Origin of the sequence: Streptomyces sp. MS19, from assembly GCF_047200595.1 — a bacterium.
Classification (GTDB): Bacteria; Actinomycetota; Actinomycetes; order Streptomycetales; family Streptomycetaceae; genus Streptomyces.
This window is the reverse complement of the sequence record NZ_JBJZOH010000002.1, coordinates 53,363-75,216: the sequence shown is the minus strand read 5'-3', so window position 1 is coordinate 75,216 and position 21,854 is coordinate 53,363. Positions and strand designations below refer to the sequence as shown.

Annotated in this window: 20 protein-coding genes and 1 pseudogene; 11 read left to right on the top strand and 10 right to left on the bottom strand. The window is 75.4% G+C overall.

The annotated features are described in order from the left end of the window. The first annotated feature begins 215 nt into the window (after positions 1–215). Positions 216–1,274: an NlpC/P60 family protein gene (locus ACL02R_RS02885; protein WP_412795231.1), complete on the top strand. Its 1,059-nt coding sequence runs from the start codon at positions 216–218 to the stop codon at positions 1,272–1,274. A 22-nt stretch (positions 1,275–1,296) separates the two neighbouring features. Here the strand turns inward: ACL02R_RS02885 and ACL02R_RS02880 are convergent, their stop codons facing one another. After that, on the bottom strand, positions 1,297–1,743 hold the full coding sequence (locus ACL02R_RS02880; protein ID WP_412795230.1) for a hypothetical protein: 447 nt from the start codon (positions 1,741–1,743) through the stop codon (positions 1,297–1,299). Positions 1,744–2,005: 262 nt separating this feature from the next. Between ACL02R_RS02880 and ACL02R_RS02875 the strand changes: the two genes are divergently transcribed. From ACL02R_RS02875 to ACL02R_RS02850, 6 genes are all read left to right on the top strand, one after another. After that, the gene (locus tag ACL02R_RS02875) at positions 2,006–3,169 is read left to right on the top strand and encodes a glycosyltransferase family 4 protein (RefSeq protein ID WP_412795229.1); all 1,164 of its coding nucleotides are present in this window, start codon (positions 2,006–2,008) and stop codon (positions 3,167–3,169) included. A gap of 69 nt (positions 3,170–3,238) precedes the next feature. Next, a complete protein-coding gene (locus ACL02R_RS02870; protein WP_412795228.1) occupies positions 3,239–3,688 on the top strand; it encodes an SRPBCC family protein in 450 nt (149 codons plus the stop codon). Continuing rightward, positions 3,685–4,941: an ArsA-related P-loop ATPase gene (locus ACL02R_RS02865; RefSeq protein ID WP_412795227.1), complete on the top strand. Its 1,257-nt coding sequence runs from the start codon at positions 3,685–3,687 to the stop codon at positions 4,939–4,941. Before ACL02R_RS02870 ends, ACL02R_RS02865 begins: the two co-directional genes overlap by 4 nt. Then, complete coding sequence (locus tag ACL02R_RS02860; RefSeq protein WP_412795226.1) at positions 4,934–5,491, top strand: DUF5304 family protein; 558 nt, start codon at positions 4,934–4,936, stop codon at positions 5,489–5,491. The genes ACL02R_RS02865 and ACL02R_RS02860 overlap by 8 nt, the downstream gene beginning before the upstream one ends. 96 nt (positions 5,492–5,587) lie before the next feature. Beyond that, positions 5,588–6,529 (top strand): ROK family glucokinase, encoded by a 942-nt coding sequence (locus tag ACL02R_RS02855; protein ID WP_412795225.1) that lies wholly within the window; start codon positions 5,588–5,590, stop codon positions 6,527–6,529. A gap of 16 nt (positions 6,530–6,545) precedes the next feature. Continuing rightward, entirely contained in the window at positions 6,546–7,247 is a 702-nt protein-coding gene (locus ACL02R_RS02850) for an endonuclease/exonuclease/phosphatase family protein (protein WP_412795224.1), read from the top strand. Between the two features lie 19 nt (positions 7,248–7,266). On the opposite strand, the gene ACL02R_RS02845 is transcribed toward ACL02R_RS02850, so the two are convergent. Further along, entirely contained in the window at positions 7,267–7,749 is a 483-nt protein-coding gene (locus tag ACL02R_RS02845; protein ID WP_412795223.1) for a hypothetical protein, read from the bottom strand. Further along, positions 7,736–8,527 (bottom strand): alpha/beta hydrolase, encoded by a 792-nt coding sequence (locus tag ACL02R_RS02840; RefSeq protein ID WP_412795222.1) that lies wholly within the window; start codon positions 8,525–8,527, stop codon positions 7,736–7,738. The genes ACL02R_RS02845 and ACL02R_RS02840 overlap by 14 nt, the downstream gene beginning before the upstream one ends. Positions 8,528–8,633: 106 nt before the next feature. On the opposite strand from ACL02R_RS02840, the gene ACL02R_RS02835 reads away from it, so the two are divergent. After that, entirely contained in the window at positions 8,634–9,485 is an 852-nt protein-coding gene (locus ACL02R_RS02835) for a lysophospholipid acyltransferase family protein (protein WP_412795221.1), read from the top strand. Positions 9,486–10,182: 697 nt separating this feature from the next. On the opposite strand, the gene ACL02R_RS02830 is transcribed toward ACL02R_RS02835, so the two are convergent. After that, entirely contained in the window at positions 10,183–12,165 is a 1,983-nt protein-coding gene (locus ACL02R_RS02830) for an anthranilate synthase family protein (protein ID WP_412795220.1), read from the bottom strand. A gap of 246 nt (positions 12,166–12,411) precedes the next feature. On the opposite strand from ACL02R_RS02830, the gene ACL02R_RS02825 reads away from it, so the two are divergent. After that, positions 12,412–13,767, top strand: coding sequence for a class II 3-deoxy-7-phosphoheptulonate synthase (locus tag ACL02R_RS02825; RefSeq protein WP_412795219.1), 1,356 nt, complete (start codon positions 12,412–12,414; stop codon positions 13,765–13,767). A 135-nt stretch (positions 13,768–13,902) separates the two neighbouring features. Continuing rightward, on the top strand, positions 13,903–14,148 hold the full coding sequence (locus ACL02R_RS02820; protein WP_412795218.1) for a bacterioferritin-associated ferredoxin: 246 nt from the start codon (positions 13,903–13,905) through the stop codon (positions 14,146–14,148). Positions 14,149–14,236: 88 nt separating this feature from the next. Here ACL02R_RS02820 and bfr read toward each other — a convergent pair. Continuing rightward, a pseudogene (gene bfr / locus ACL02R_RS02815) lies at positions 14,237–14,707 on the bottom strand (bacterioferritin); the annotation flags it as partial. A 163-nt stretch (positions 14,708–14,870) separates the two neighbouring features. On the opposite strand from bfr, the gene ACL02R_RS02810 reads away from it, so the two are divergent. Beyond that, positions 14,871–15,509: a sulfite oxidase-like oxidoreductase gene (locus tag ACL02R_RS02810; protein ID WP_412795217.1), complete on the top strand. Its 639-nt coding sequence runs from the start codon at positions 14,871–14,873 to the stop codon at positions 15,507–15,509. A gap of 8 nt (positions 15,510–15,517) precedes the next feature. Here ACL02R_RS02810 and ACL02R_RS02805 read toward each other — a convergent pair whose 3' ends face one another. The 5 genes from ACL02R_RS02805 to ACL02R_RS02785 form a co-directional block, all read right to left on the bottom strand. Further along, positions 15,518–16,477, bottom strand: coding sequence for a deoxyribonuclease IV (locus ACL02R_RS02805; RefSeq protein ID WP_412795216.1), 960 nt, complete (start codon positions 16,475–16,477; stop codon positions 15,518–15,520). 91 nt (positions 16,478–16,568) lie between these two features. Continuing rightward, positions 16,569–17,420: a transglycosylase SLT domain-containing protein gene (locus ACL02R_RS02800; protein WP_412795215.1), complete on the bottom strand. Its 852-nt coding sequence runs from the start codon at positions 17,418–17,420 to the stop codon at positions 16,569–16,571. 438 nt (positions 17,421–17,858) lie between these two features. Continuing rightward, positions 17,859–19,754 carry a Stk1 family PASTA domain-containing Ser/Thr kinase gene (pknB, locus tag ACL02R_RS02795; RefSeq protein ID WP_412795214.1) on the bottom strand — a complete coding sequence of 632 codons (1,896 nt, stop codon included), beginning with the start codon at positions 19,752–19,754 and terminating at the stop codon, positions 17,859–17,861. A 94-nt stretch (positions 19,755–19,848) separates the two neighbouring features. Then, entirely contained in the window at positions 19,849–20,943 is a 1,095-nt protein-coding gene (locus ACL02R_RS02790; protein WP_412795213.1) for a hypothetical protein, read from the bottom strand. 73 nt (positions 20,944–21,016) lie between these two features. Then, positions 21,017–21,853, bottom strand: a complete 837-nt coding sequence (locus tag ACL02R_RS02785; RefSeq protein WP_412795212.1) for a thiazole synthase — start codon at positions 21,851–21,853, stop codon at positions 21,017–21,019. Between the last annotated feature and the right edge of the window lies 1 nt (position 21,854).

The following is a 21,854-nucleotide window of genomic DNA, read 5'->3' as shown; positions in this document are numbered from 1 at the left end:
GCCCGGCTCGGCCATGCGGGTGGTGGGGGCGTGGAACGGTGTCCCAGGCGCCCCCCGCGTGACCTGCGGGAGCGCCGTCCGGGGCGGACGCGCGCTGTGTCGCGTGGACGCCGGGTCGCGTGTCCGCAGGGCTACATTCTGCTCCGCTTTGGTCCCCACCGAAGGGAGCGCGGCCCGCAGTGGTCTCCCACCGACGTCACCCGCACGCCCGCACCATGCTCGCAGCACGGGTCACCGCGCTGTCCGCCGCCGCGACCGCGGCGGCCGCCATCACGGCGGGGCCCGTCCTCGCCGTCCCGGCCAGGCCGCCGTCCGACAGCGCGTCGGCCGCCCGTGCCGTGGACCGCCTGTTCGCCGAGGCCGAGCGCGCCGTCGACGCGTACAACGGCGCGGCCGAGCGGGTCGACGACCTCGAAACCGAGCTGGAGCGCAGCCGCGACCGCGTCGCGCGCGGACAGCAGGAGGTCAACGACCTGCGCCGCGTCCTCGGCACCGCCGCGGCGGCGCACTACCGCGTCGGCGGCCTCGACCCGACGCTCACCCTGATGCTCTCCGACGACCCCGAGTCGTACCTGGAGCGCGCCGGCGCCTTCCAGCGCGCCAGCGACCGGCGCACGGGCGAGCTGCGCGACCTGTTCGCCGCGCTGCGCACGCTGGACCGGGAACGCGCCGAGGCGGACGACCGGCTCACCGAACTCAGCGCCCAGAAAGAGGCGTTGGAGGAGCGCAAGGAAACGGTCCAGCGCCGCCTCGACAAGGCGCGCGCCGAGTACGAGCGGCTGACCGCCCGCGAGCGCGCCGAGCGCGAGGAGCGCGCGCAGCGGGAGGAACGCGCCGACCGCGCCTCCCGTACGGCGCGCGACCGCCGCGGCGCCCCCGCCCCCGTGCCAGCCGCCACGCCGGGGGCGGCCGCAGCACCCGCCGCGTCCGGCCGCGCGGCGACGGCGGTGGCGGCCGCCGTCGGCGCCGTGGGCCTGCCGTACGGGTGGGGGCAGGCGGGCCCCTCCGCCTTCGACTGCTCCGGACTCGTCCAGTGGGCCTGGGCGCGCGCCGGTGTCGCCCTGCCGCGGACGTCCCAGGCCCAGGCGGGCGCCGGGCGGCGCGTGTCCCTCGCCGCGGCGCAGCCGGGCGACATCGTGGTCTACCGCTCGGACGCCAGCCATGTCGCCCTGTACGTCGGCGGCGGCCAGGTCGTCCACGCGCCCTACCCCGGCGCGAACGTGCGCTACGACCCGGTGGGCATGATGCCGGTCAGCGGCGTGGTGCGGCCCTGACACGGCCCATGGCCGGCCGGTGTCACCGCCTGGGGCGGTTGCGTGGACGGGCGGCGGGCCTGTGCCGCCGCTCGGGGGCGGCGCTGTGCTGGTGGGCATTCGCCAGGGGCGGGCGTCGAGGAGTGGGGCCGGCACCGGTGCGGCGCTGGGTGACGAACCGCTCCTGGCGGCCGTCGGCGCGGACGCGGGGAGCGTTCCACGACACGCGGGCGCCGTGTGCGGTGGCGAGGCGTTCGAGTGCCGCCCGGTCGTGGCGCGGCGGGAGCAGCAGCTTCACGTGGTGCTCGACGTAGCGGGCCGGGTCGCCCGCGCCCGCCGCCTCGTCGTCCTGCGGCACCCCGTCGGCCCAGGGGGCCGTCCCGGCCTTCGTCCTGACGACGGGACACCCGGCCGCCGCCGGCCCGGCGGCCGTCCGGTCCGTCTCCGGTATGCGGGCACCGGCCGCGCTCGCCCCCGTGAGGGTGATCATCGGCTGCGGCCTGCTCACGCCACGGGCCGGCTCGATGTGGACGGAACCGAGACCGCGCCGCGCAGGCCGCCGGTTCCCCGACGCCGGACGCCGGGCAAGCCGCCGTCGGACGGGCCTCCCACGCACCCCGTACCGGTGGGGCCCCGATACGCCGCTTACGAACGGCTGTTCGCGCATGGCGGCACTCTCCCAGCGCCCGCGTGCCCGCGGCCACCGGGGTACGGGGGAGCCCGCCGCCCGCGGCTCGGTATCGTCTCGTCCGATGCGTAAGACGCTGATCGTCACGAACGACTTCCCGCCACGGCCCGGAGGCATCCAGGCCTTCCTGCACAGCATGGCCACCCGGCTCGACCCCGACCGCGTCGTGGTCTACGCCTCGACCTGGAAGCGGGACGCGGAAGGCCGCGCGGCCACTGCCGCGTTCGACGCCGAGCAGCCGTTCACGGTCGTCCGCGACCGCACCACCATGCTGCTGCCCACCCCCGCCGCCACCCGGCGCGCCACCGCGCTGCTGCGCGAACACGGCTGCACCGCCGTCTGGTTCGGCGCCGCCGCGCCGCTCGGCCTGATGGCGCCCGCGCTGCGCGCCGCGGGCGCCCGCCGCATCGTCGCCACCACCCACGGCCACGAGGCGGGCTGGGCCCAGCTGCCCGGCGCCCGGCGGCTCCTGCGCCGCGTCGGCGACGCCACCGACACGATCACGTACCTCGGCGACTACACCCGCTCCCGCATCGCGCCCGCGCTCAGCGCGCAGGCCGCCGCCCGCATGGTCCAACTGCCGCCCGGCGTGGACGAGAAGACCTTCCACCCGGACGCGGGCGGCGCCGCCGTACGGGCCGCGCTCGGCCTCACCGGCCGGCCCGTCGTCGTCTGCGTCTCCCGGCTGGTGCCGCGCAAGGGCCAGGACACCCTGATCCGCGCCCTGCCCCGCGTGCTCGCCGCCGAGCCCGCCACGGCGCTGCTGATCGTCGGCGGCGGCCCCTACCGCGCGGACCTGGAGAAGCTGGCGGAACGGCTCGGCGTCGCCGCGTCCGTCGTCTTCACCGGCGAGGTCCCCTGGTCCGAGCTGCCCGCCCACTTCGGCGCGGGCGACATCTTCGCCATGCCCTGCCGCACGCGGCGCGGCGGCCTCGACGTCGAGGGCCTCGGCATCGTCTACCTGGAGGCGTCCGCCAGCGGCCTGCCGGTCGTCGCGGGCGACTCGGGCGGCGCGCCCGACGCCGTGCTGGACGGCGAGACCGGCTGGGTCGTGCGCGGCGGTGAGCGCACCGCGCCCGACGAGACCGCCGACCGGCTGCTCGCCCTCCTCGGCGACCCGGAGCTGCGCGCCGGGATGGCCGCCCGCGGCCGGGCCTGGATCGAGGAGCGGTGGCGCTGGGACCTCCTCGTGGAACGGCTGCGCGCCCTGCTCGACGGGCCGTCCTGACGGGCGGGCCCCGCGGGCGCGGTAGCCTTCGCCGTAACGGCACGGGAGTAACCCCAAGGAGCGAGGGCGATGGCCGAACACACCAGGTCGAGCACCACCGTCGAGGCCACCCCGGCCGAAGTGATGGCGGTGATCGCCGACTTCGGCCGCTACCCGGACTGGACGGGTGAGGTGAAGGAGGCCGAGGTCCTGGCCACCGACGCCGGGGGCCGCGCCGAGGAGGTGCGCCTGCTCCTCGACGCCGGGGCGATCAAGGACGAGCACACCCTCCGCTACACGTGGCACGGCGAGCAGGAGGTGAGCTGGTCGCTGGTGAAGTCGAAGATGCTGCGCGCGCTGGACGGCTCCTACCGCCTCGCGCCCGTCGCCGGCGGCAAGCACACCGAGGTCACGTACCAGCTGACCGTGGACGTCAAGATCCCCATGCTCGGCAGCATCAAGCGCAAGGCCGAGAAGGTCATCATCGACCGGGCGCTCGAAGGGCTGAAGAAGCGCGTGGAGAGCCTGCCCGGGTCATGACGCCGGGGCCCCGCGTCCTGTTCGTCACCGGGCCCGGCGGCGACGGGACCAGCACCGTCGCCGCCGCGACCGCCCACGCCGCCGCCCGCGCGGGCACGGCCACGCTGCTGCTGTCCGCCGAGGCGCCCGCCCGGCTCGCGGCGCTGCTGGGCGCGGCGCCGCCCGTCTGGCCCGCCGTCGCGTGGGACGGCGCCCGGCCCGCCGCGGCGCGGATCGACCCGGCCGCCGACTTCCGCGCCGCCGTTCTCGCGGGGCAGCGGCGTGCCCGCCCGTTCCTCGACGCCCTCGGCGCGGGCGACCTGGACGACGACGAGCTGACGGAACTGCCGGGCGCCCGCGACCTGGCGCTCCTGCACGCCGTCCGCACGGCCCGCGAGGGCGGCGCCGAGTACGGACTGCTCGTCGTGGACCTGCCGCCCTACGCCGACGCCATCCGCCTCCTCGCCCTGCCCGAGCAGCTGCGCCGCTACCTCCGCCGCCTCCTGCCCCGCGAACGGCGGACCGCCCGCGCGCTGCGGCCGTTCCTCGCCCAGCTCGTCGGGCTGCCGATGCCCGCCGACGGCATCTACGACACCGCCGACCGCTGGGACGCGGCGCTCGCCGCCCTCGAACGCGTCGTCACCGGCCCAGGGGCCGCCGTACGGCTCGTCCTCGACCCGTCGCCCCGCTCACGCGCGGCCCTGCACGCGGCCCGCGCCGGTCTCGGGCTGCACGGCCTGGCGCTCGACGCCGTCGTCGCCAACCGCATGCTGCCCGCCGGGTCGCCCGACCCGCGCTGGGCGGAGCGCGCCGCGCGGCAGCGCGCCCTGACCGACGGGCTCGGCCTGCCCGTGCCCCTCGTGGAACTGCCGCTGCTCGACGGCGAGCCCGGCCCGGCCGACCTCGCCGACCTCGCCGCCGGCCCCGTGCCGCCGCCGTACGCCGGGCCCGCGCGCCCCGCGCCCGTGCTGGAGGACCGGCTCGCGGACGACGGGCTGCTGGTCTGGCGGCTGCCGCTGCCGGGCGCGCGACGCGAGGACGTCGGCCTCGTGCGGCGCGGGGACGAACTCCTCGTCACCACCGGCCCGTTCCGCCGCGCCCTGCCCCTGCCGTCCGCGCTGCGCCGCTGCACCGTCGCGGGCGCCGCGCTCGACCCGCCGGGCGAGCTGGCCGTGCGCTTCGCCCCCGACCCCGCCCGCTGGCCCGCGCCACGGCCCGCCGCGCGGAGTACCGTCGAAGGGGAACGTGACGCGCCAGGAGGCCCCCATGAGTGACAGCACGCCCGGCCGGGAGCACGAGACGCCCCGCGGTCCCGGGGACCCGGACGCCGACGCGTGGGCCACCGCCGCCGAGGAGGACCTCGCGGAGGAACGGGCCCGCCGCCGCGCGCGGTACGGCGCCCCGCCGCCCGGCAGCGCGGCCGACGAACTGCGCCGTCTCGCGGACGCCGTGACCGACCGCCTCGCCGGGCTCGGCCTCGGCGTCGCGACCGGACCGCTGGCCGCGCAGGCGCGCGCCGCCGTGGAGCCGCTGATCGAGCGCAACGCCGAGGCGTTCCAGCACCTGGCCAACGCCGGGCAGGAGTTGCTCGCCGCCTACCGGGCCGCCGCGCTCTCCCAGGAGCAGCGCTGGACACGCGCGGGCGACCGGCCCCACGAGCGGCCACGCGAGCAGGCGGACGACCGGCCCGGGGACGGCGGGGACGGTGGGGACGGCGAGCGCGGTGAGAGCGGCGGAAGGGGCGAAAGCCGTGAAAGCCGTGAAAGCCGTGAAGAGGGTGAGAACGGCGATCCGGGCGGCCCCCAGCGCATCGACCTCGACTGACGCCGCCCCGGCAAGCCCCCGTTGAGGGGGGTGCGGCCGACCCCGCTCCGGTACCGTGGTCGAAGCTGGCATTCTCTGACATCACTTGAGGGACATATGGGACTGACCATCGGTGTCGACATCGGCGGCACGAAGATCGCGGCCGGCGTCGTGGACGAAGACGGCACGATCCTCGACACCAGCAAGGTGGCCACTCCGCCGACTCCCGAAGGCGTCGTGGATGCCATCGCCGACGTGGTCAAGGCGGTCGGCAAGGGCACCTCGGTGGACGCCGTGGGCATCGGCGCGGCCGGTTACGTGGACGACAAGCGCGCCACCGTCCTGTTCGCCCCGAACATCTACTGGCGGCACGAGGCGCTCAAGGACAAGGTCGAGCAGCGCGTCAGCCTCCCGGTCGTGGTGGAGAACGACGCGAACGCCGCCGCCTGGGGCGAGTACCGCTTCGGCGCCGGGGCCGACCACGAGGACGTCATCTGCGTGACCCTCGGCACCGGCATCGGCGGCGGGATCATCATCGGCGGGCGCCTCTACCGGGGCCGCTTCGGCGTGGCGGGCGAGTTCGGCCACGTCCGCGTCGTGCCCGACGGCCTGCTGTGCGGCTGCGGCAGCCAGGGCTGCTGGGAGCAGTACGCGTCCGGGCGCGCCCTCGTCCGGTACGCGCAGCAGCGCGCCACCGCCACGCCCGAGACCGCCGAGATCCTCCTCGCCCAGGGCGACGGCACCCCGGAGGGCATCGAGGGCCGCCATGTCAGCGCCGCCGCGCGCCAGGGCGACCCGGTGGCCGTCGATTCGTTCCGCGAGCTGGCGCGCTGGGCCGGCGCCGGACTCGCCGACCTGGCCTCCCTGTTCGACCCCGCCGCGTTCATCGTGGGCGGCGGCGTCTCGGACGAGGGGGACCTGGTGCTCGACCCGATCCGCAAGTCGTTCCGCCGCTGGCTGGTCGGCGGCCGGTTCAGGCCGCACGCGCAGGTGCTCGCCGCGCAGCTCGGCGGCCGGGCCGGACTCGTGGGCGCCGCCGACCTCGCCCGCCAGGGCTGACCGGCACCGCCGCCGCATGCCCGCGGACGTCACGCTGCTCAGCTACAACGTCCGCTCCCTCCGCGACGACACGGGGGCGCTGGCCCGGGTGATCCGCGCCTGCGCCCCCGACGTCGTCTGCGTCCAGGAGGCCCCGCGCTTCGCGGGCTGGCGCGCCCGCGCGGCGCGGCTGGCACGGGCGGCGGGGCTCTTCCACGTCACGGGCGGCGCGCCCTCGTGCGGGACGATGCTGCTGTGCGCGCCCGGCATGGCCGTCGAGTGGGCGGGGGACAGCACCCTGCCGCGCACTCCGGGACTGCACCGGCGCGGCCTCGCGGCGGCGGTCCTGCGCACGGCGGACGGCACCCGGCTCGGCGTGGTCTCCTGCCACCTCGGCCTGCGCGCGGCCGAACGGCGCGCCCATGTCCCCCTGGTCCTCGGCCGGCTCGCGGCGCTCGGCACCCCGTACGCGGTGCTCGCGGGGGATCTCAACGAACGGCCGGACGGCCCGGCGTCCCGGCTGCTGCGCGGCGGCGGGCTGCGGGACGCGTGGTCCGCGGCGCCCGAGGGCGGGGCGGCGACGTTCCCGGCACGCGCTCCCGACCGCCGTATCGACGCGGTGCTGACGACGCCCGCCGTACTGGTCTCCGGCTGCGGGGTCCCGGCCGGCCTCGACCCCGGCGACCTGCGGCGGGCGACCGACCACCTGCCCGTACGGGCGCGGCTGCGGCTGCCCTGACGGCTGCGCGGCGGGGTGCTCAGACGACGGCGCCGTTGCCCGGCTCGGTCCAGTCGTCGTCGTGCCCGTCGCGCAGACGGGTCACGAGCGTGGCGAAGCCCCCCAGGAAACCGCCGACCCCCAGCGTGACGATCCACCACGTCATCTGCTGCTGGAGCAGCACGGTGGCCAGCAGCAGCAGTGGCCCGCCGATCACCGCGATCCACGCCAGCTTCGTGGACAGCGCCGCCTCCGGCAGCGGCGGTGGCTCTGGCGGGACGAAGTGGTCGTCCTCCTCGTCGTCCGCCGCCTCCCAGTCGCGCGGCCCCCCGGGAGCGGGCGCCGACTCGCCGCTCGACAGCACGCGGTCGACGGTGTCGGTCAGGTCGGTCTCGGCCGCCTTCGGCCACACGCCCGGCGGGTCCGCCGGTTCCTCGCCGTACCCGGCGACGATCTGCGCCCAGGCGGCTTCCTCGTCGATCGGGTCACGGCCGTCGCCGCGCTCCTGGTCACGTTCCGTCACGGGCTGTCTTCCTTGTCGCGAGCCGGGTGATGAAGGCGTCCGTCACCTGAAAGATACGCTCCGCATCGTGGTCCAGGGTCGCCACGTGATGGCTGTCCGTCAGCACGTGCTCGGCCATGTCCACCGACGACACCGACTCCCGTACGCGGGCCGCGTCCGACGCCGGTACCACATGGTCCACCCGGCTGCGCAGGAGGCACAACGGCTGTGTCACCTGCGGCAGTTCGGCGCGGACCAGCGACATCAGGGCACGCAGGGAGTGCGCCGCGTGCAGCGGCACCCGGTCGTAACCCGACTCCGCGACCCCCGGCCGCGCGATGTCCGAGACGACCCCCCGCGTGCTCGGCACGAGATGCCGCAGCACGGGCAGCGCGAGGCCCTGGGCGCGCGGAAATGTGATCGCGGGGTTCACCAGGACGAGTCCGCTGACGGCGTTCCCGTGCCGCGCGGCCAGGCGCAGCGCCAGCGCGCCGCCCATCGAGAGACCCCCGACGAACACGTGCTCGCACCGGGCGCGCAGGCGCGCCAGTTCGCGGTCCACGGTCGCGTACCAGTCCTGCCATCCGGTGACCTGCATGTCCTGCCAGCGGGTACCGTGTCCCGGCAGCAGCGGCAGCGACACGGTCACGCCCCGCGCGGCCAGGTGCTCCGCCCAGGGGCGCAGGGACTGCGGGGTACCGGTGAAGCCGTGGCAGAGCAGCATGCCGCTCGCCTCCGGCCCGTCGAAGTCCCCTGCCGGTGAGAAGAAGAAGGGCTCAGCCCCGGGAAGAAGCCGCACGCGTTCCACCCTACGCGGGCTCTTCGCGGGGGCGCCACGGGCGTGTACGACCGCTAGGGTCGGGCACCGGTTAACCACAGGAGGTCACACGGTGCTGTACGGGGCGATGAAGCACTCTCTCGGGGCGAGTCTCAAGCTCGTCTTCCGGCCATGGGTCGAGGGCGCCGAGCATGTGCCCGCCGAGGGCCCGGCGATCCTGGCGAGCAACCACCTGTCGTTCTCCGACTCCTTCTTCCTCCCCGCGATGCTCGACCGCAAGGTCACCTTCATCGCGAAGGCCGAGTACTTCACCTCGCCCGGGGTGAAGGGACGGCTGACGGCGGCGTTCTTCAAGGGCGTCGGCCAGCTGCCGGTGGACCGCGAGGGCGGCCGGAGCGCCTCCGAGGCGGCCATACGCAGCGGCATCGCCGTCATCGAGCGCGGCGAGTTGTTCGGCATCTACCCCGAGGGGACCCGTTCGCCCGACGGGCGGCTCTACCGGGGCAAGCCGGGCGGCCTGGCCCGGGTGGCGCTGGCCACCGGGGCGCCGGTGATCCCCGTCGCGATGATCGACACGGAGAAGATCCAGCCGCCGGGGAAGGTCGTCCCCAAGCTGATGCGCCCCGGCATCAGGATCGGCGCGCCGCTGGATTTCAGCCGCTACCAGGGCATGGAGAACGACCGCTTCATCCTGCGCTCGGTGACCGACGAGGTCATGTACGCGATCATGAAGCTGTCCGGGCAGGAGTACGTCGACGTCTACGCCAACGCGGCCAAGCGCGCCATCGCCGAGGAGGAGGCGGCGGCGCGGGCGAGCGCGCAGGAGCGCATCAAGGAGCGGCTGGCCGGGATGACGCGCGCCAAGGGCGGCGGCGGCACGGACGGCGCCCCGGAGGCCACCGGCGGCGAGACCTCTGGCACCCCCGACACTCCCGATACCCCCGACAGCCCCGGCCCGCCGGACCGCCCCGGAACCTGAGCGCGCGTCGCCCCAGGGGGCAGGGGCACGGGAGGGGCGCGGCGGGTCCGTCATCGGGCGGTCCCCTCCGACCTCAGGCGGCTCGGCTTCCCGTACGACTGGTCGCGGTCCTGCGCAGGGGGGCACCGCGTGGACGCGCCAGCCCGGTGCGGGCGAGCGGGATTCCGCGCCGCGCCGCCCGGGGCGCACGCCGGGCTCGGCTTCTCGCGCAACTGTTCGCGCATGTCACCCCGGACGCCGTTGGTGCAGGTTCCGGGGCAGTCCACCCGGGCCCCGCGTCGCGTTCGGGCGGCGCGCAGGCCGGGTGACTGCCGGGGGCTCCGCAGGTGAAGGCCGGAGGGGACGGTCCCGCGTCGGCCGGCAGAGGTGTGGACGCGGTGGGGGCTGTCCTCGGGCGGCCCGCTCGGGTCCCGCGCCGCGAAGCTTGTCCCCGGCCCCTGCCGCCCTTCCGAGTCGCCCGGCAGATCTCTCGGGTGACCCTCCGGGCGCGGGCGGGCCGTTGACGAGTCCGGCCCGTACCCCGCCCCGGCATCGGGCCTCTCCGGTCGCCGCCCCGGTGAGGGCGGCCCGGCGCGGCGCCACGGTGCCGCGCCGGGGAGTACTTCTCTTCCGCCATCGCCCGGTGCGCTGCGGCCGGGCCGCTGCCGGACGCGGTTGTCCGCGTGCGGGCCGCCCCGGCCGGGCGCGCCGGGTCGTGTCAGCCCGCCACCGCGCCGCCCGGTGCGGGGGCGGTGGTGGGGGACAGGAGGTCCGCGACGACGGTGGGGCCGTCGAGTGTCAGCACCGACTCGGGGTGGAACTGGACGCTCCGGAAGCCGGGCCCCCGCAGCGCGTGCACCTCGCCCGTCGCCGCGTCGCGGCTCACCGCCACGCCGCGCCCGGCCAGCTCCGCCGCCGCCGCGTCGTCGCAGCGCGCGGAGTAGGAGTTGTAGAAGCCGACCGTCTCGCGGCGCCCGAACAGGTCGATGCTCTCCTGCGCCCCCTGGAACGGCCGGTCCTTCCGCACCAGCGGCAGCCCCAGGTGCGCGGCGATCAGCTCGTGCCCGAGGCAGACGCCGACGACCGGGTGCCGGTGGCCGGACAGCAGGTCGCCGGTGAGCGCGCGCAGCGCCCGCATGCGCGGATCGGCGAGGTCCTCGGGGTCGCCCGGCCCCGGGCCGAGGACGACGGGCCCCTGATGGGTGAGGGCGCGTTCCCGCAGCCCGGGGGAGTCGTGCCGGACGACCGTGACCCGCGGCCCGGCCGAGCGCAGCAGGTGGGCGAGCATCGACGTGAACGTGTCCTCCGCGTCGATCACCAGCACCCGGCCGCGCGGCGTGACGTCCCCCTGCGGCGTCCGCATCCGCAGCCAGAACGGCGCTAGGTCCGCCCGCCGCGCCGCCAGCGCCGCGCGTACCCGCTCGTCGTCGGCCAGCGCCGGACGCGGGCCCGGCGCGTCCGGCTCGGGCGCGGGCGGGACGACGCCGAGGGCGGACAGCACGGCCGCCGCCTTCGCGTGCGTCTCGGCGACCTCGCCCGCCGGGTCCGAGTCGCGCACCAGCGTGGCGCCGACCGGGACACGCAGCCGTCCGTCGGCCGCCCTGATGTCGGCCGTCCTGATGAGGATGGGGGAGTCGAGGGTCCGGGCGCCGCCCGCGTCGGTGCCGAGCAGCGCCAGGGCCCCGGCGTAGTAGCCGCGGCCGCCGCGCTCGTGCCGGGCGATGACGCGGCACGCGTTCTCCACCGGGCTGCCGGTCACCGTGGCGGCGAACATCGTCTCGCGCAGCACGTCCCGCACGTCCAGCGTGCTGCGCCCGCGCAGCTCGTACTCGGTGTGCGCCAGGTGCGCCATCTCGCGCAGCCGCGGGCCGACGACGACGCCGCCCTGGTCGCCCACGGCGCACATCATCTTCAGCTCCTCGTCCACCACCATGGACAGCTCCTCGCGCTCCTTCGGGTCGGCGAGGAAGTCCAGCAGCCCTTCGACGCTCGGCCCGCCGGCCGGGTAGCGGTAGGTGCCGCTGATGGGGTTCATGACGACGGTGCCGCCGTTCATCCGGACGTGCACCTCGGGGCTGGCGCCCACCAGGACGCGCTGCCCGGTGTGGACGACGTACGTCCAGTACGCGCCGCGTTCGGCGGCCAGCATGCGGCGGAAGAGGGCCAGCGCGTCGGCGCGGCCGAAGCCGGGGATGTGGCCGGTGAAGGTGCGGCGGATGACGAAGTTCGCGCCCTGCCCGGCGCCGATCTCGTCGCGCACGACATCGGCGACGGTCCGCGCGTACGCGTCGTCCGGCACGTCGAACGCGCCGCCGCGCACCGTCACCTCGTGCACGGGCAGCGCGGCGGTCAGCTCGCCGAGCGGCAGGAGGCGCACCCGGTCGGCCAGCAGGACGGACAGGGGAGTGGCGTCGTCGGTCGCGCGGAAGCCGCGTTCGGCGATCTGCCGGAACGGCACGAGCGCGAGCGCCGTCCCGTGCTCCGGAAGCCCGGCGAGGCGCGCGATCTCGGTCACGCGCCCGGTCAGCACCTCCACGACGTCCGTGTCGTGTCCTGGCGTGCGGCGGCGCAGGAGGGCGAACGGGGCGTGTCCTGCGAGGAGTTCGGCGACCACGTCGGCCGCGCTGCCCGGGTACGAGGTGACGGTGTGCGGGGCGGGCTGCGTACCGGGTTCTTCACGAGGGGGCGTGCCGGGGGTCATGGGGGTCCCTTCCTGGATGCGGGGGAGAGGGACCGGCCCCGGAAACGACGGAGGCCGCCCCTCGGGCGGCCTGCGCGTCGTGTGGTTCAGGATCGCGCGAACGGAGTGGCCGCCTCGGGGAGGCGCCACCACCAGTCCTGGAGTCGCTGCGCGAACATGCCCGGGAGCGTACACCACAAGTGGCTCTCGTCTCACTACCCGAGAACACCGGAAACCGCGCGGACGACACCCCGTAATCTTGGAGCCGTGACCGTGAACGCCGACACCAGCACCAGCAGCTCCGCTCCCGCCGGCTGGCGGGACCTGCCCGCGGCGCAGCAGCCCGACTACCCCGACGCCGAGGCGCTGCGCGCCGTGACCGCCGACCTCCAGGGGTATCCGCCGCTCGTCTTCGCGGGCGAGTGCGACCAGCTGCGGGAGCGCATGGCGTCGGTGGCGCGCGGCGAGGCGTTCCTGCTCCAGGGCGGCGACTGCGCCGAGGCGTTCGACCAGGTGAGCGCGGACCAGATCCGGGCCAAGCTGAAGACGCTGCTCCAGATGAGCGCGGTCCTCACGTACGCGGCGGCCGTGCCGGTCGTGAAGGTCGGCCGCATCGCGGGGCAGTACTCCAAGCCCCGCTCGAAGCCGACCGAGACCCGTGACGGCGTGACCCTGCCGACGTACCGGGGCGACTCGGTGAACGGCGCCGAGTTCACGGAAGAGGCCCGCGTCCCCGACCCGGAGCGGCTGCGCCGGATGTACCACGCGTCCGCCTCGACGCTGAACCTCGTGCGCGGCTTCACCACCGGCGGCTACGCGGACCTGCGGCAGGTCCACGCGTGGAACCAGGACTTCGTCCGCAACTCGGCCTCCGGGCAGCGCTACGAGGCGCTCGCCCGCGAGATCGACAACGCGCTGAACTTCATGAAGGCGTGCGGCGCGGACCCGGCCGAGTTCCACTCCGTGGAGTTCTACGCCTCGCACGAGGCGCTGCTGCTCGACTACGAGGCGGCGCTGACCCGCGTGGACTCGCGCAGCGGCAAGCTGTACGACGTCTCGGGCCACATGGTCTGGATCGGCGAGCGCACCCGGCAGCTCGACGGCGCGCACATCGCGTACGCGGCGACCATCCGCAACCCCATCGGCGTCAAGCTCGGCCCGGCCACCACGGCGGACGAGGCGCTGGCTCTGATCGACCGCCTCGACCCGGACCGCGAGCCCGGCAGGCTGACGTTCATCACGCGCATGGGCGCCGACCGCGTCCGGGACGCGCTCCCGGCGCTGATCGAGGGCGTCACGGCGGCCGGGGCGCAGCCCGCGTGGGTCTGCGACCCGATGCACGGCAACACGTTCGAGGCCGCCTCCGGGCACAAGACGCGGCGCTTCGACGACGTGCTGGACGAGGTCAAGGGCTTCTTCGAGGTCCACAAGGCGCTGGGCACGCACCCGGGCGGCATCCACGTCGAGCTGACCGGCGACGACGTCACCGAGTGCGTCGGCGGCGGCGACGAGATCTTCGTGGACGACCTGCACCAGCGGTACGAGACGGCCTGCGACCCGCGGCTGAACCGCAGCCAGTCGCTGGACCTGGCGTTCCTCGTCGCCGAGATGTACCGCGCGTAGGCGTCGCGCGGAGCCGTACGGCGGGGCCCCGGGGCGTGGCGGGTGCCACACCCCGGGGCTCTGTCGTGCCCGGCCAGCGGAAAGTAAGGTAAGGCTTACCTGATTCTTCGGCGGTTCGGAAAGGAGGCGGCGCGCGTGTACGTCTGCTCGTGCTTCGGGGTCACCGAGGCGGATGTGCGGGAGCACGCCGCCGCCGGCGCCTGCACGCCCCGCCAGATCGCCACCCGCTGCGGCGCCGGGACGGACTGCGGCTCCTGCGTGCGCCGCATCCAGGGCCTGCTGGGCCGCGGCGCCTGCCCGCGCCGCGAGGCGGCGGCGGACGCCCGGACCACAGCCGCCACAGCCGCGCCCGCGCCCGCGCTCGCCGAGGCGCCCGCGTAACGCGTCAGCCCCTGCCGTACCCGCCGTGGTGGCCGTCGCCGCCCCCGTGGTGCTCCCCGTGCCCGTCGTGTCCGTCGCCGTCCTGGCCCGGCTGGCGGATCTGCTGCGCCAGGTACAGCTGCTCGCCGAGCTGCTCCAGCAGTTCGAGCTGCGTGTCCAGGTAGTCGATGTGGTGTTCCTCGTCCCGCAGGATGTCCTCGAAGATCTTGCACGACGTGATGTCGTGCTTCGCGCGCATGACCTCGGCGCCCCGGCGCAGGCGGTCGATCGCCTCCACCTCGACCTGCCGGTCGGCGCGGAACATCTCGGTCACCGTCTGGCCCACCCGCACGTGGAAGAGCCGCTGGTAGTTGGGCAGCCCCTCCAGGAAGATGATGCGGTCGGTGAGGATCTCGGCGTGCCGCATCTCGTCGAACGACTCGGCGCGCGTGTAGGCGGCCAGCCTGGTCCAGCCGAAGTTCTCCTGCATCTTGGCGTGCAGGAAGTACTGGTTGATCGCGGTCAGCTCGGCGGTGAGCTGTTCGTTCAGGAACTCGATGACCTCGGGGTCGCCCTGCATGCGGCGTGCTCCTTCCGGGGCGTGGGCGGGGTTCGTGCGCGCATCGTGGCATCACCGGGACGTTCCGTCCAGTAAGTGAACCCTTACCGTAAACGTCCCTTTTGTCGCCCCGCGGCGGGGGTGGCGGTACGGCGGGCTGTCCGAGGTCTGTCACCATGGAGGCATGGGTCAGCCGGACAGCCGTGTGGGGGAGGTGCCCGAGCGGCCCGAGGAAGGGCTCCCACCCGGGCAGCGGGTCCAGCGCGGATGGCCGGTGACGCACTACGGGCCCGTCCCGCGCTTCCGTCCCGAGCGCTGGGAGTTCCGCGTCTTCGGCGCGACGGCCGACGGCGACAAGCACTGCTGGTCGCACGACGAGTTCTCCACCCTCCCGTACGAGACGGTGGTCGGCGATCTGCACTGCGTCACCAAGTTCAGCATGCTCGGCTCCGAATGGGGCGGGGTCACGGCCGCGACCGTGCTCGGTCTGGCGCCGCCCGCCCCCGGCGTCACCCATGTCATGGTGTGGGCCGAGTACGGCTACAGCGCCAACCTCCGCCTGTCCGACTTCACCGCCCCGCACACCCTCTTCGCCACCCACCGCGACGGGGAACTGCTCACGGCCGAGCACGGCTTCCCGCTGCGGCTCGTCGTGCCGCACCTCTACGCGTGGAAGGGCCCCAAGTGGGTCCGCGGCGTCGAGTACATGACCGCCGACCGGCGCGGCTTCTGGGAGGAGCGCGGCTACCACAACGTCGGCGACCCCTGGAAGGAGCAGCGCTACTCCTACCAGGAGGAACCGGGCGACGGCCCCGAGCCCTGAGCGTCCTCTCAGCAGGCGGGCGACCGCCCGCGGCCCAGCTCCTTCAGCAGCGCCACGTCCGCCGCGTGGCCCTCCTCGCCGCCCGGTGTCTCCACGACGAACGGGACGCCCTCCGTCGCCGGGTGCCGCAGCAGCTCCGCGAACGGCTCGGGCCCGATGCGGCCGGCCCCCACGTTCCTGTGCCGGTCCTTGCGCGCGCCGCTCACGTCCAGCGAGTCGTTGGCGTGCACCAGGCGCAGCCGTCCCGGGCCCGCCGCGCGCACCAGCTCGTCCAGCATCGCCGCCACGCCGCCCGGCGCCGTCAGGTCGTGGCCCGCCGCGAAGGCGTGGCAGGTGTCGAGGCACACCCCGAGCCTGGGGTGGCGGTCCAGCGCCTCGGCGTACGGGCCGAGGCCGGCCATCAGGGAGCAGACGGACGCGCCCTGCCCGGCGGTCGGCTCCAGCAGCAGCCAGGGGTCGTCGTCGTGGGTCAGCTCCTCCAGCAGCGGCAGCAGGAGGCGGCGCACCTGCGCCAGCGCGACGTCACGGGCGCGCCCGCCGGTGGCCGAGCCGGTGTGGACCACGACGCCCTCCGCGCCGATCGCGCGCGCCCGGCGCAGCGAGTGCCGCAGGGAGACGACGGAGCGCTCGGCGGTCAGCGGGTCGTGCGACGCCGGGTTGATGAGGTACGGCGCGTGGACGTACGCCCGGAGCCCCTGCGCCGCGCAGCCTGCGCGGAACGCCTCGTCCTCGGCGGGCCTGCCGGGCGGCGTCGCCCAGCCGCGCGGATTGGCGACGAAGACCTGCACCGCCTCCGCGCCGATCGCGCGGGCATACGGCAGGCCCGTCCTCGCGAGGCCGCCCGCGACCGGGATGTGACCGCCCGTCGGATTGCGGACGGGGACGCCCGCCGCCCCGGCGCGCGTCGGGGATATCGGCGGCGGGGCGGCGGGCGAGGGGCGTGCGGGACGGTTCACGGGGTCCAGCATGCCAGTGGGCGGTGCGGGCCTTCTCGTGGGGGAGCAAAAGGCCGTGGGGGAGCGGGAGGCCGCGGGGGAAAGGCCGTGACAGGCGCGGAAATCAGTACGGGCCGTTGACGTTGTCGATCGAACCGTAGCGGTGGTACGCGTAGTTGGCCGCCGCGGTGATGTTCGCGACCGGGTCGTAGATGTCCAGCGGGGTGCCGGACACGTGGTAGGTGTCGAACGTCGGCTGGATCACCTGGAGCAGGCCGATGGACGGCGTGCCGTTGATGGCGTTGATGTCCCAGAGATTTATGGCGTTCGGATTGCCGCTGGACTCGCGCATGATGTTCCGGTAGAGCCCGTCGTAGGAGCCGGGGATTCCCTCGCGCGCCATGATGGCGAGGGATTCGCGGATCCAGCCGTCGAGGGTGTCCGGGTAGACCTCGGCGGCCGGGGCGGCGGCGGGGGCCGGGGCCGCGGGGGCTGCGGCCGGGGCCGGTTCTGCCGCGGGCTTGGCGGGCTTCGCGTCGGTGGTCTCCGCCGGGGGCTCGGCGGGCTCGGGCTCCTCGGCGGCGGGCCGCTCCGCGGCGCGCTCGCGCACCGGCGCGCGCTCGTCCGTCCGGTCGGCGCGTTCGCGCCGCTCGGCGCGGTCCGCGCGCTCCTGTTCCGCCTGGCGGGCGGCCTCCTCGGACGCCTTCTTCTCCGCGTGCTGGCGGCGACCGGCGGCCTCGGCGCTGAGCAGCAGGTCGTTGCGGTCGCCCGCGCTGCGCTGCACGGGGGTGCCCTCGGCGGTGTCCGGCACGGCGCCGAGCCCGGCCACCTCGTCCGCCTTCACGGCCCAGTGGACGGGACGGCCGTCCTGCGCGCGTACCGCCGCCGTCTCCGCGTCGGCGGACGTGGGGACGGCGATCAGTGCCATGGCGGCCACGCCCGCCGTGGTGAGGGCGGCGGTCGCGGTTCTCTGCATACGGGTCATGCGGGGACGGGGGCGGATGTGAGCGGGCATTCGGGGTCCTCTGTTCCTCGCGTGGATGGCGATGGACCTTGTTAACAGCCCTTAAAAACCAAATGCAATGACCCTATGTACTAGAAGTCTTAGTGCGCGGCGCGCCGGGGAATCACTCGATCGGCCGATGAACAACGGGATTCCGGCACCCGTTCGAGCACTAAGTACTTTCGTATGTGATCCAGCTCCTATGACCGGCGTCACAGGCTTTTCCGGGGCCGTTCGTGTTTCGGCGCCGGGATTACGCGGGATGGCCGAAAAGGGCGGGAGAAGCCGGATCGGGACCACGGCGGCATTCACCGAGGATTCCCAGGGACGGAAGTCCCGTGCCGCGCCGGGACGAAAAGCCCGGAAAAGCCCGGGACTTCGGTCCCGGCGCACGACCGGGCGTGCGGGCGCCTACCGCACCCAGACCGTGATGGTCGAGCCGCGCGGCGCGGCCTCGCCGTGCACCGACTGGTTGAAGACCGTCCCGGTGAAGAAGAGCTGGTTCACGTTCACCCGGAACCCGGCGTCCTCCAGCGTGTCGCGCGCCTCGCCGACCTCCATGCCGCGCACGTCGGGCACGTCCACCATCTCCGGGCCCTTGGACAGCACCAGCGTCACGGTGTCGCCCTCCGCCGCCTCGTCGTCGCCGGGCGGGGACTGGCCCGCCACGTCGCCCGCGTCCTCGTCCGACCAGGTGGCGTCCGGGTCGACGTCCACGTCGAAGCCCGCCTCGGCCAGCGTCTCGCGCGCCTCGTCCTCCGGCATCCCGATGACCCGGGGAACGGTGACGGCGCGCCCGCGGCTGACCACCAGGTCCACGGGTGAGTCGGGGCGGCGCTCCCGGCCCTCGACCGGGTCGGTGCCGAGCACGGCGTCCCGCTCGACGTCGTCGGAGAACTCCCGCCGCACCTCGCCCACCGTCAGCCCCGCCTCGCCGAGCTGACGCCGCGCGTCGTCCAGCGGGACGCCGCGCAGGTCCGGCACGACCGCGACCTCGGGCCCCTGCGAGACGGTGACATGCACGGTGCTGTTGCGGCGGACGCGCTCGCCCCGTTCCGGATCGGTGGAGATGACATGGCCCTCCTCCACCGTCTCGGAGAAGCCGCGCTCCAGATCGACCCGCAGCCCCGCGTCCTCCAGCGTCGCCACGGCCTCCGCCTGCGCCACCCCGTAGACCCCCGGAGTCCGCAGGAACTGGCCCGAGTTGACGTACCACACGCCCGTGCCGAGCAGCACGAGCAGGACCGCCGCGACGATCACCGACACACGGCCGCGCCGCGACAGCCGGCGCCACGGGCCGCCGGGCGGCGGCGGGTCGAACAGCTCGGTGCGGTCCGTCCCGTCCCCGCCGCCCGCCCCGGCCGGGCGCGGCACGATCCGGGTGCTGTCCTCGGGGCCCGCCGCCGCGCCGTCCGGCTCCGGCTCGCGGTGCCCCGGCGGGACGGCGTCCAACTGCTCGTCGGACAGCGCCGCGCGCGCCATCCGCACCAGGACCAGCAGCGCTGCCGCGTCCGCCGGGCGTGCCAGCGGGTCGCGCGCGGCGGCCGTGGCGACCAGCCCGTCGAGACCCTCGGCCAGCCCGGGGACCCGCTCGGACGGCGGGGGCACGTCCTCGTGCACGTGGGCGTACAGCACGCGGGCGGGGGAGTCGCCGGTGTGGGGCTTCGCGCCGGTCAGCGCCTCGTACAGCAGGACGCCGCACGCGTACACGTCGGTCCGCGCGGTCACCGCGCCGCCCTCGATCTGCTCGGGCGCCAGGTAGGACGCCGTGCCGAGCAGCCCCTCCGTGGTGGCGGACGTCTGCGCGTCCACGCCCCTGACCAGCCCGAAGTCCGCCACCTTGACGCGGCCGTCGTCGCCGATCAGCACGTTCTCCGGCTTCATGTCCCGGTGGACGAGGCCCGCGACGTGCGCGGCGGCGAGCCCGGCGAGCATCGGCTCGACGATGTCGAGCGCCGCGCGGGGCTGGAGCGCGCCGTGCCCGCGCAGGACGTCCCGCAGCGTGCACCCGGCGACGTACTCCATGGCCAGGAAGACGTACGCGCCGTCCGTGCCCTGGTCCAGGACGCCGACGACATTGGGGTGGTCGAGCCGCGCGACCGCCTTGGCCTCGCGGATGAACCGCTCGACGAACGCGGCGTCGGCCGCGAGGGACGGATGCATCACCTTCAGCGCGAGGACGCGGTCGAGCCGGGTGTCGAACCCCCGGTAGACCGTGGCCATGCCACCCGCCGCGATCCGCTCGTCCACCCGGTAGCGGGCGTCGAGGAGCTGTCCGATCAGCGGGTCGTGAAGTGTGGTGTCCACGACGCCCCAGTCTACGAGCCGCCCGAACGGCCCCCGCCCGCCGCCGCGAACGCGGGGCCGTACCGGAACGGAACGGTGACGAACCGAGCGGCCGTCACTCCCCGAGGGTCAGCCCCAGCGCCGCGCGCGCGTCCCACTCCTCACCGATGCCGATCCGGTCGTACGCCGCCGCCACCGCCGCCTCGAACGCCTCCTGGCCGTCCGCCGCCGCCGCGTCGTCCCAGGCGGACGCCCCGGCCTCCCGCGCCGCGACCAGCGCCTCGACGGCGGGCGCCGCCGGAGCCGACCAGCCGTACGCGGCGAGCGCCGCGCCGTCCGCCTCCACCGCCTCGGCCATCTCCCGCGCCCACGCGCGCTGGACGGACAGGCCGTCCCCGGGGACCGGCTGGTCCCAGATCTCCGCCTCCAGCGGGCCGGTCGCGTCCAGATAGGCCAGCTGTTCGGCGTCGAAGTCCGCGCGGTCGCCCCGCAGCGGGGCGGTCAGCAGCTCACCGGTGCCGAGCTCCAGGGTGCACAGCACGTCCTGCCGCCCGCCGGACGTGACCCGGTCCGTGTAGAAGAACAGGGCGGCGTCGAGCGGCACTTCCCAGAAGTCCACGACGTAGGGGCCGACCAGCGGCAGGCACGCGCCGGCCGTCTCGGTGTCGCTCCGCCCGCCGTCCGCCGCCACCGTGACCGTGCCGACGACCTCGGCCATGTGCGGGACGTCGCAGGCGCGGCGGGTCACCTCCAGGTCGACGTCGCCGGTCTCCCCGGCGGGCAGCGACGCGTCGAAGCAGTCACCCGCGACCAGGTCGTCGAGCAGCACCGTCTCGCCCGTGCCGCGCGCCGTCACCTCGTCGCGCGAGGGCCGGTCGAACGCCTCCGCCGGTATCACCACCGCGAGCACGGCGATCAGCGCGCCGGTCACGGCGATCGCCGCGACCGCCCGCCCCCGCCCGGTCCTGTCGCCCCGCTCGCCCCTGACCAGCGCCAGGACGCCGAGCACCAGGCCGAGCGGGAACGCCGGCAGGCTCAGGCAGAGGGCGATCAGCCCCAGGTCCGCGTTCCGCCGCACCGGCGGCCGCCATCCGTACGCGGCGGGAGGTGCGGCCGGGAAGTAAGGGGAAGGGGTGACGGCGCCGGGGACGCCGGTGACCGGCGGCGCGGGTCTGTCGGGGTCGGACGGCGGAGGCGGAGCAGTGGACATACGGGTCCCCCCGGGGAGCGATGCGCGGTGCACCCGGCACCTCACTCTCGGCCAGGTGCACCGGATCGTATAGCTAGGAGATGAACGCCGGACGCTCGGGATCGAGCGCGGCCATCCCGTCCACCGGCGAGGAGGCGTACGCGAAGTGCCGCCGGGGGATACGGCCCGCCAGCCGGGCCAGCCTGCCCGCCTCCACCGCGTGCCGCATCGCCCGCGCCATCGCCACCGGGCGCTGCGCCCGGGTGACCGCCGACGCGAGCATCACGCCCGCGCAGCCCAGTTCCATGGCGAGGGCCGCGTCGGACGCCGTGCCCGCGCCCGCGTCGAGGATCACCGGGACGCGGGCGCGCTCCGTGATCAGCGCGAAGTTGTGCGGGTTGCGGATGCCGAGCCCCGAGCCGATGGGGGAGCCGAGCGGCATGACGGCCGCGCAGCCGATCTCCTCCAGCTGACGGGCGACGACCGGGTCGTCGTTCGTGTAGGGCAGGACGGTGAAGCCGTCGTCCACCAGGGTCTCGGCGGCCTCCAGGGTCGCCACCGGGTCGGGCAGCAGCGTCCGTTCGTCCGCGATGACCTCCAGCTTCACCAGGCCGGTCCCCAGCGCCTCGCGCGCCAGCCGCGCCGTCAGCACGGCCTCGCCCGCCGTGAAGCAGCCGGCCGTGTTCGGCAGCGGCGGGATGCCGAGGTCGCGCAGCACGGAGAGGACCGAGCCGCGCGTGCCCGGGTCGAGGCGGCGCATCGCGACGGTCGTCAGCCCCGTGCCCGAGGCGGCGAGCGCGTCGCGCAGGACGGCGAGGCTCGGCGCGCCGCCCGTGCCCATGATCAGCCGGGACTCCAGCCGCAGCGGGCCGAGGACCAGCGGCTCGTCCGGTGTCGCGCCGGGTGTGGTGTCCGGGGTGGGGTCGGACATG

What these genes read in the sequence shown, in the direction of transcription:
- ACL02R_RS02885 (WP_412795231.1), top strand. Translation starts at nt 216, where the DNA reads ATGCTCGCAGCACGGGTCACCGCGCTGTCCGCCGCCGCGACCGCGGCG.
- ACL02R_RS02880 (WP_412795230.1), bottom strand. Translation starts at nt 1,743, where the DNA reads ATGATCACCCTCACGGGGGCGAGCGCGGCCGGTGCCCGCATACCGGAG.
- ACL02R_RS02875 (WP_412795229.1), top strand. Translation starts at nt 2,006, where the DNA reads ATGCGTAAGACGCTGATCGTCACGAACGACTTCCCGCCACGGCCCGGA.
- ACL02R_RS02870 (WP_412795228.1), top strand. Translation starts at nt 3,239, where the DNA reads ATGGCCGAACACACCAGGTCGAGCACCACCGTCGAGGCCACCCCGGCC.
- ACL02R_RS02865 (WP_412795227.1), top strand. Translation starts at nt 3,685, where the DNA reads ATGACGCCGGGGCCCCGCGTCCTGTTCGTCACCGGGCCCGGCGGCGAC.
- ACL02R_RS02860 (WP_412795226.1), top strand. Translation starts at nt 4,934, where the DNA reads ATGAGTGACAGCACGCCCGGCCGGGAGCACGAGACGCCCCGCGGTCCC.
- ACL02R_RS02855 (WP_412795225.1), top strand. Translation starts at nt 5,588, where the DNA reads ATGGGACTGACCATCGGTGTCGACATCGGCGGCACGAAGATCGCGGCC.
- ACL02R_RS02850 (WP_412795224.1), top strand. Translation starts at nt 6,546, where the DNA reads ATGCCCGCGGACGTCACGCTGCTCAGCTACAACGTCCGCTCCCTCCGC.
- ACL02R_RS02835 (WP_412795221.1), top strand. Translation starts at nt 8,634, where the DNA reads ATGAAGCACTCTCTCGGGGCGAGTCTCAAGCTCGTCTTCCGGCCATGG.
- ACL02R_RS02830 (WP_412795220.1), bottom strand. Translation starts at nt 12,165, where the DNA reads ATGACCCCCGGCACGCCCCCTCGTGAAGAACCCGGTACGCAGCCCGCC.
- ACL02R_RS02810 (WP_412795217.1), top strand. Translation starts at nt 14,871, where the DNA reads ATGGGTCAGCCGGACAGCCGTGTGGGGGAGGTGCCCGAGCGGCCCGAG.
- ACL02R_RS02805 (WP_412795216.1), bottom strand. Translation starts at nt 16,477, where the DNA reads ATGCTGGACCCCGTGAACCGTCCCGCACGCCCCTCGCCCGCCGCCCCG.
- ACL02R_RS02800 (WP_412795215.1), bottom strand. Translation starts at nt 17,420, where the DNA reads ATGCAGAGAACCGCGACCGCCGCCCTCACCACGGCGGGCGTGGCCGCC.
- ACL02R_RS02790 (WP_412795213.1), bottom strand. Translation starts at nt 20,943, where the DNA reads ATGTCCACTGCTCCGCCTCCGCCGTCCGACCCCGACAGACCCGCGCCG.
- ACL02R_RS02785 (WP_412795212.1), bottom strand. Translation starts at nt 21,853, where the DNA reads ATGTCCGACCCCACCCCGGACACCACACCCGGCGCGACACCGGACGAG.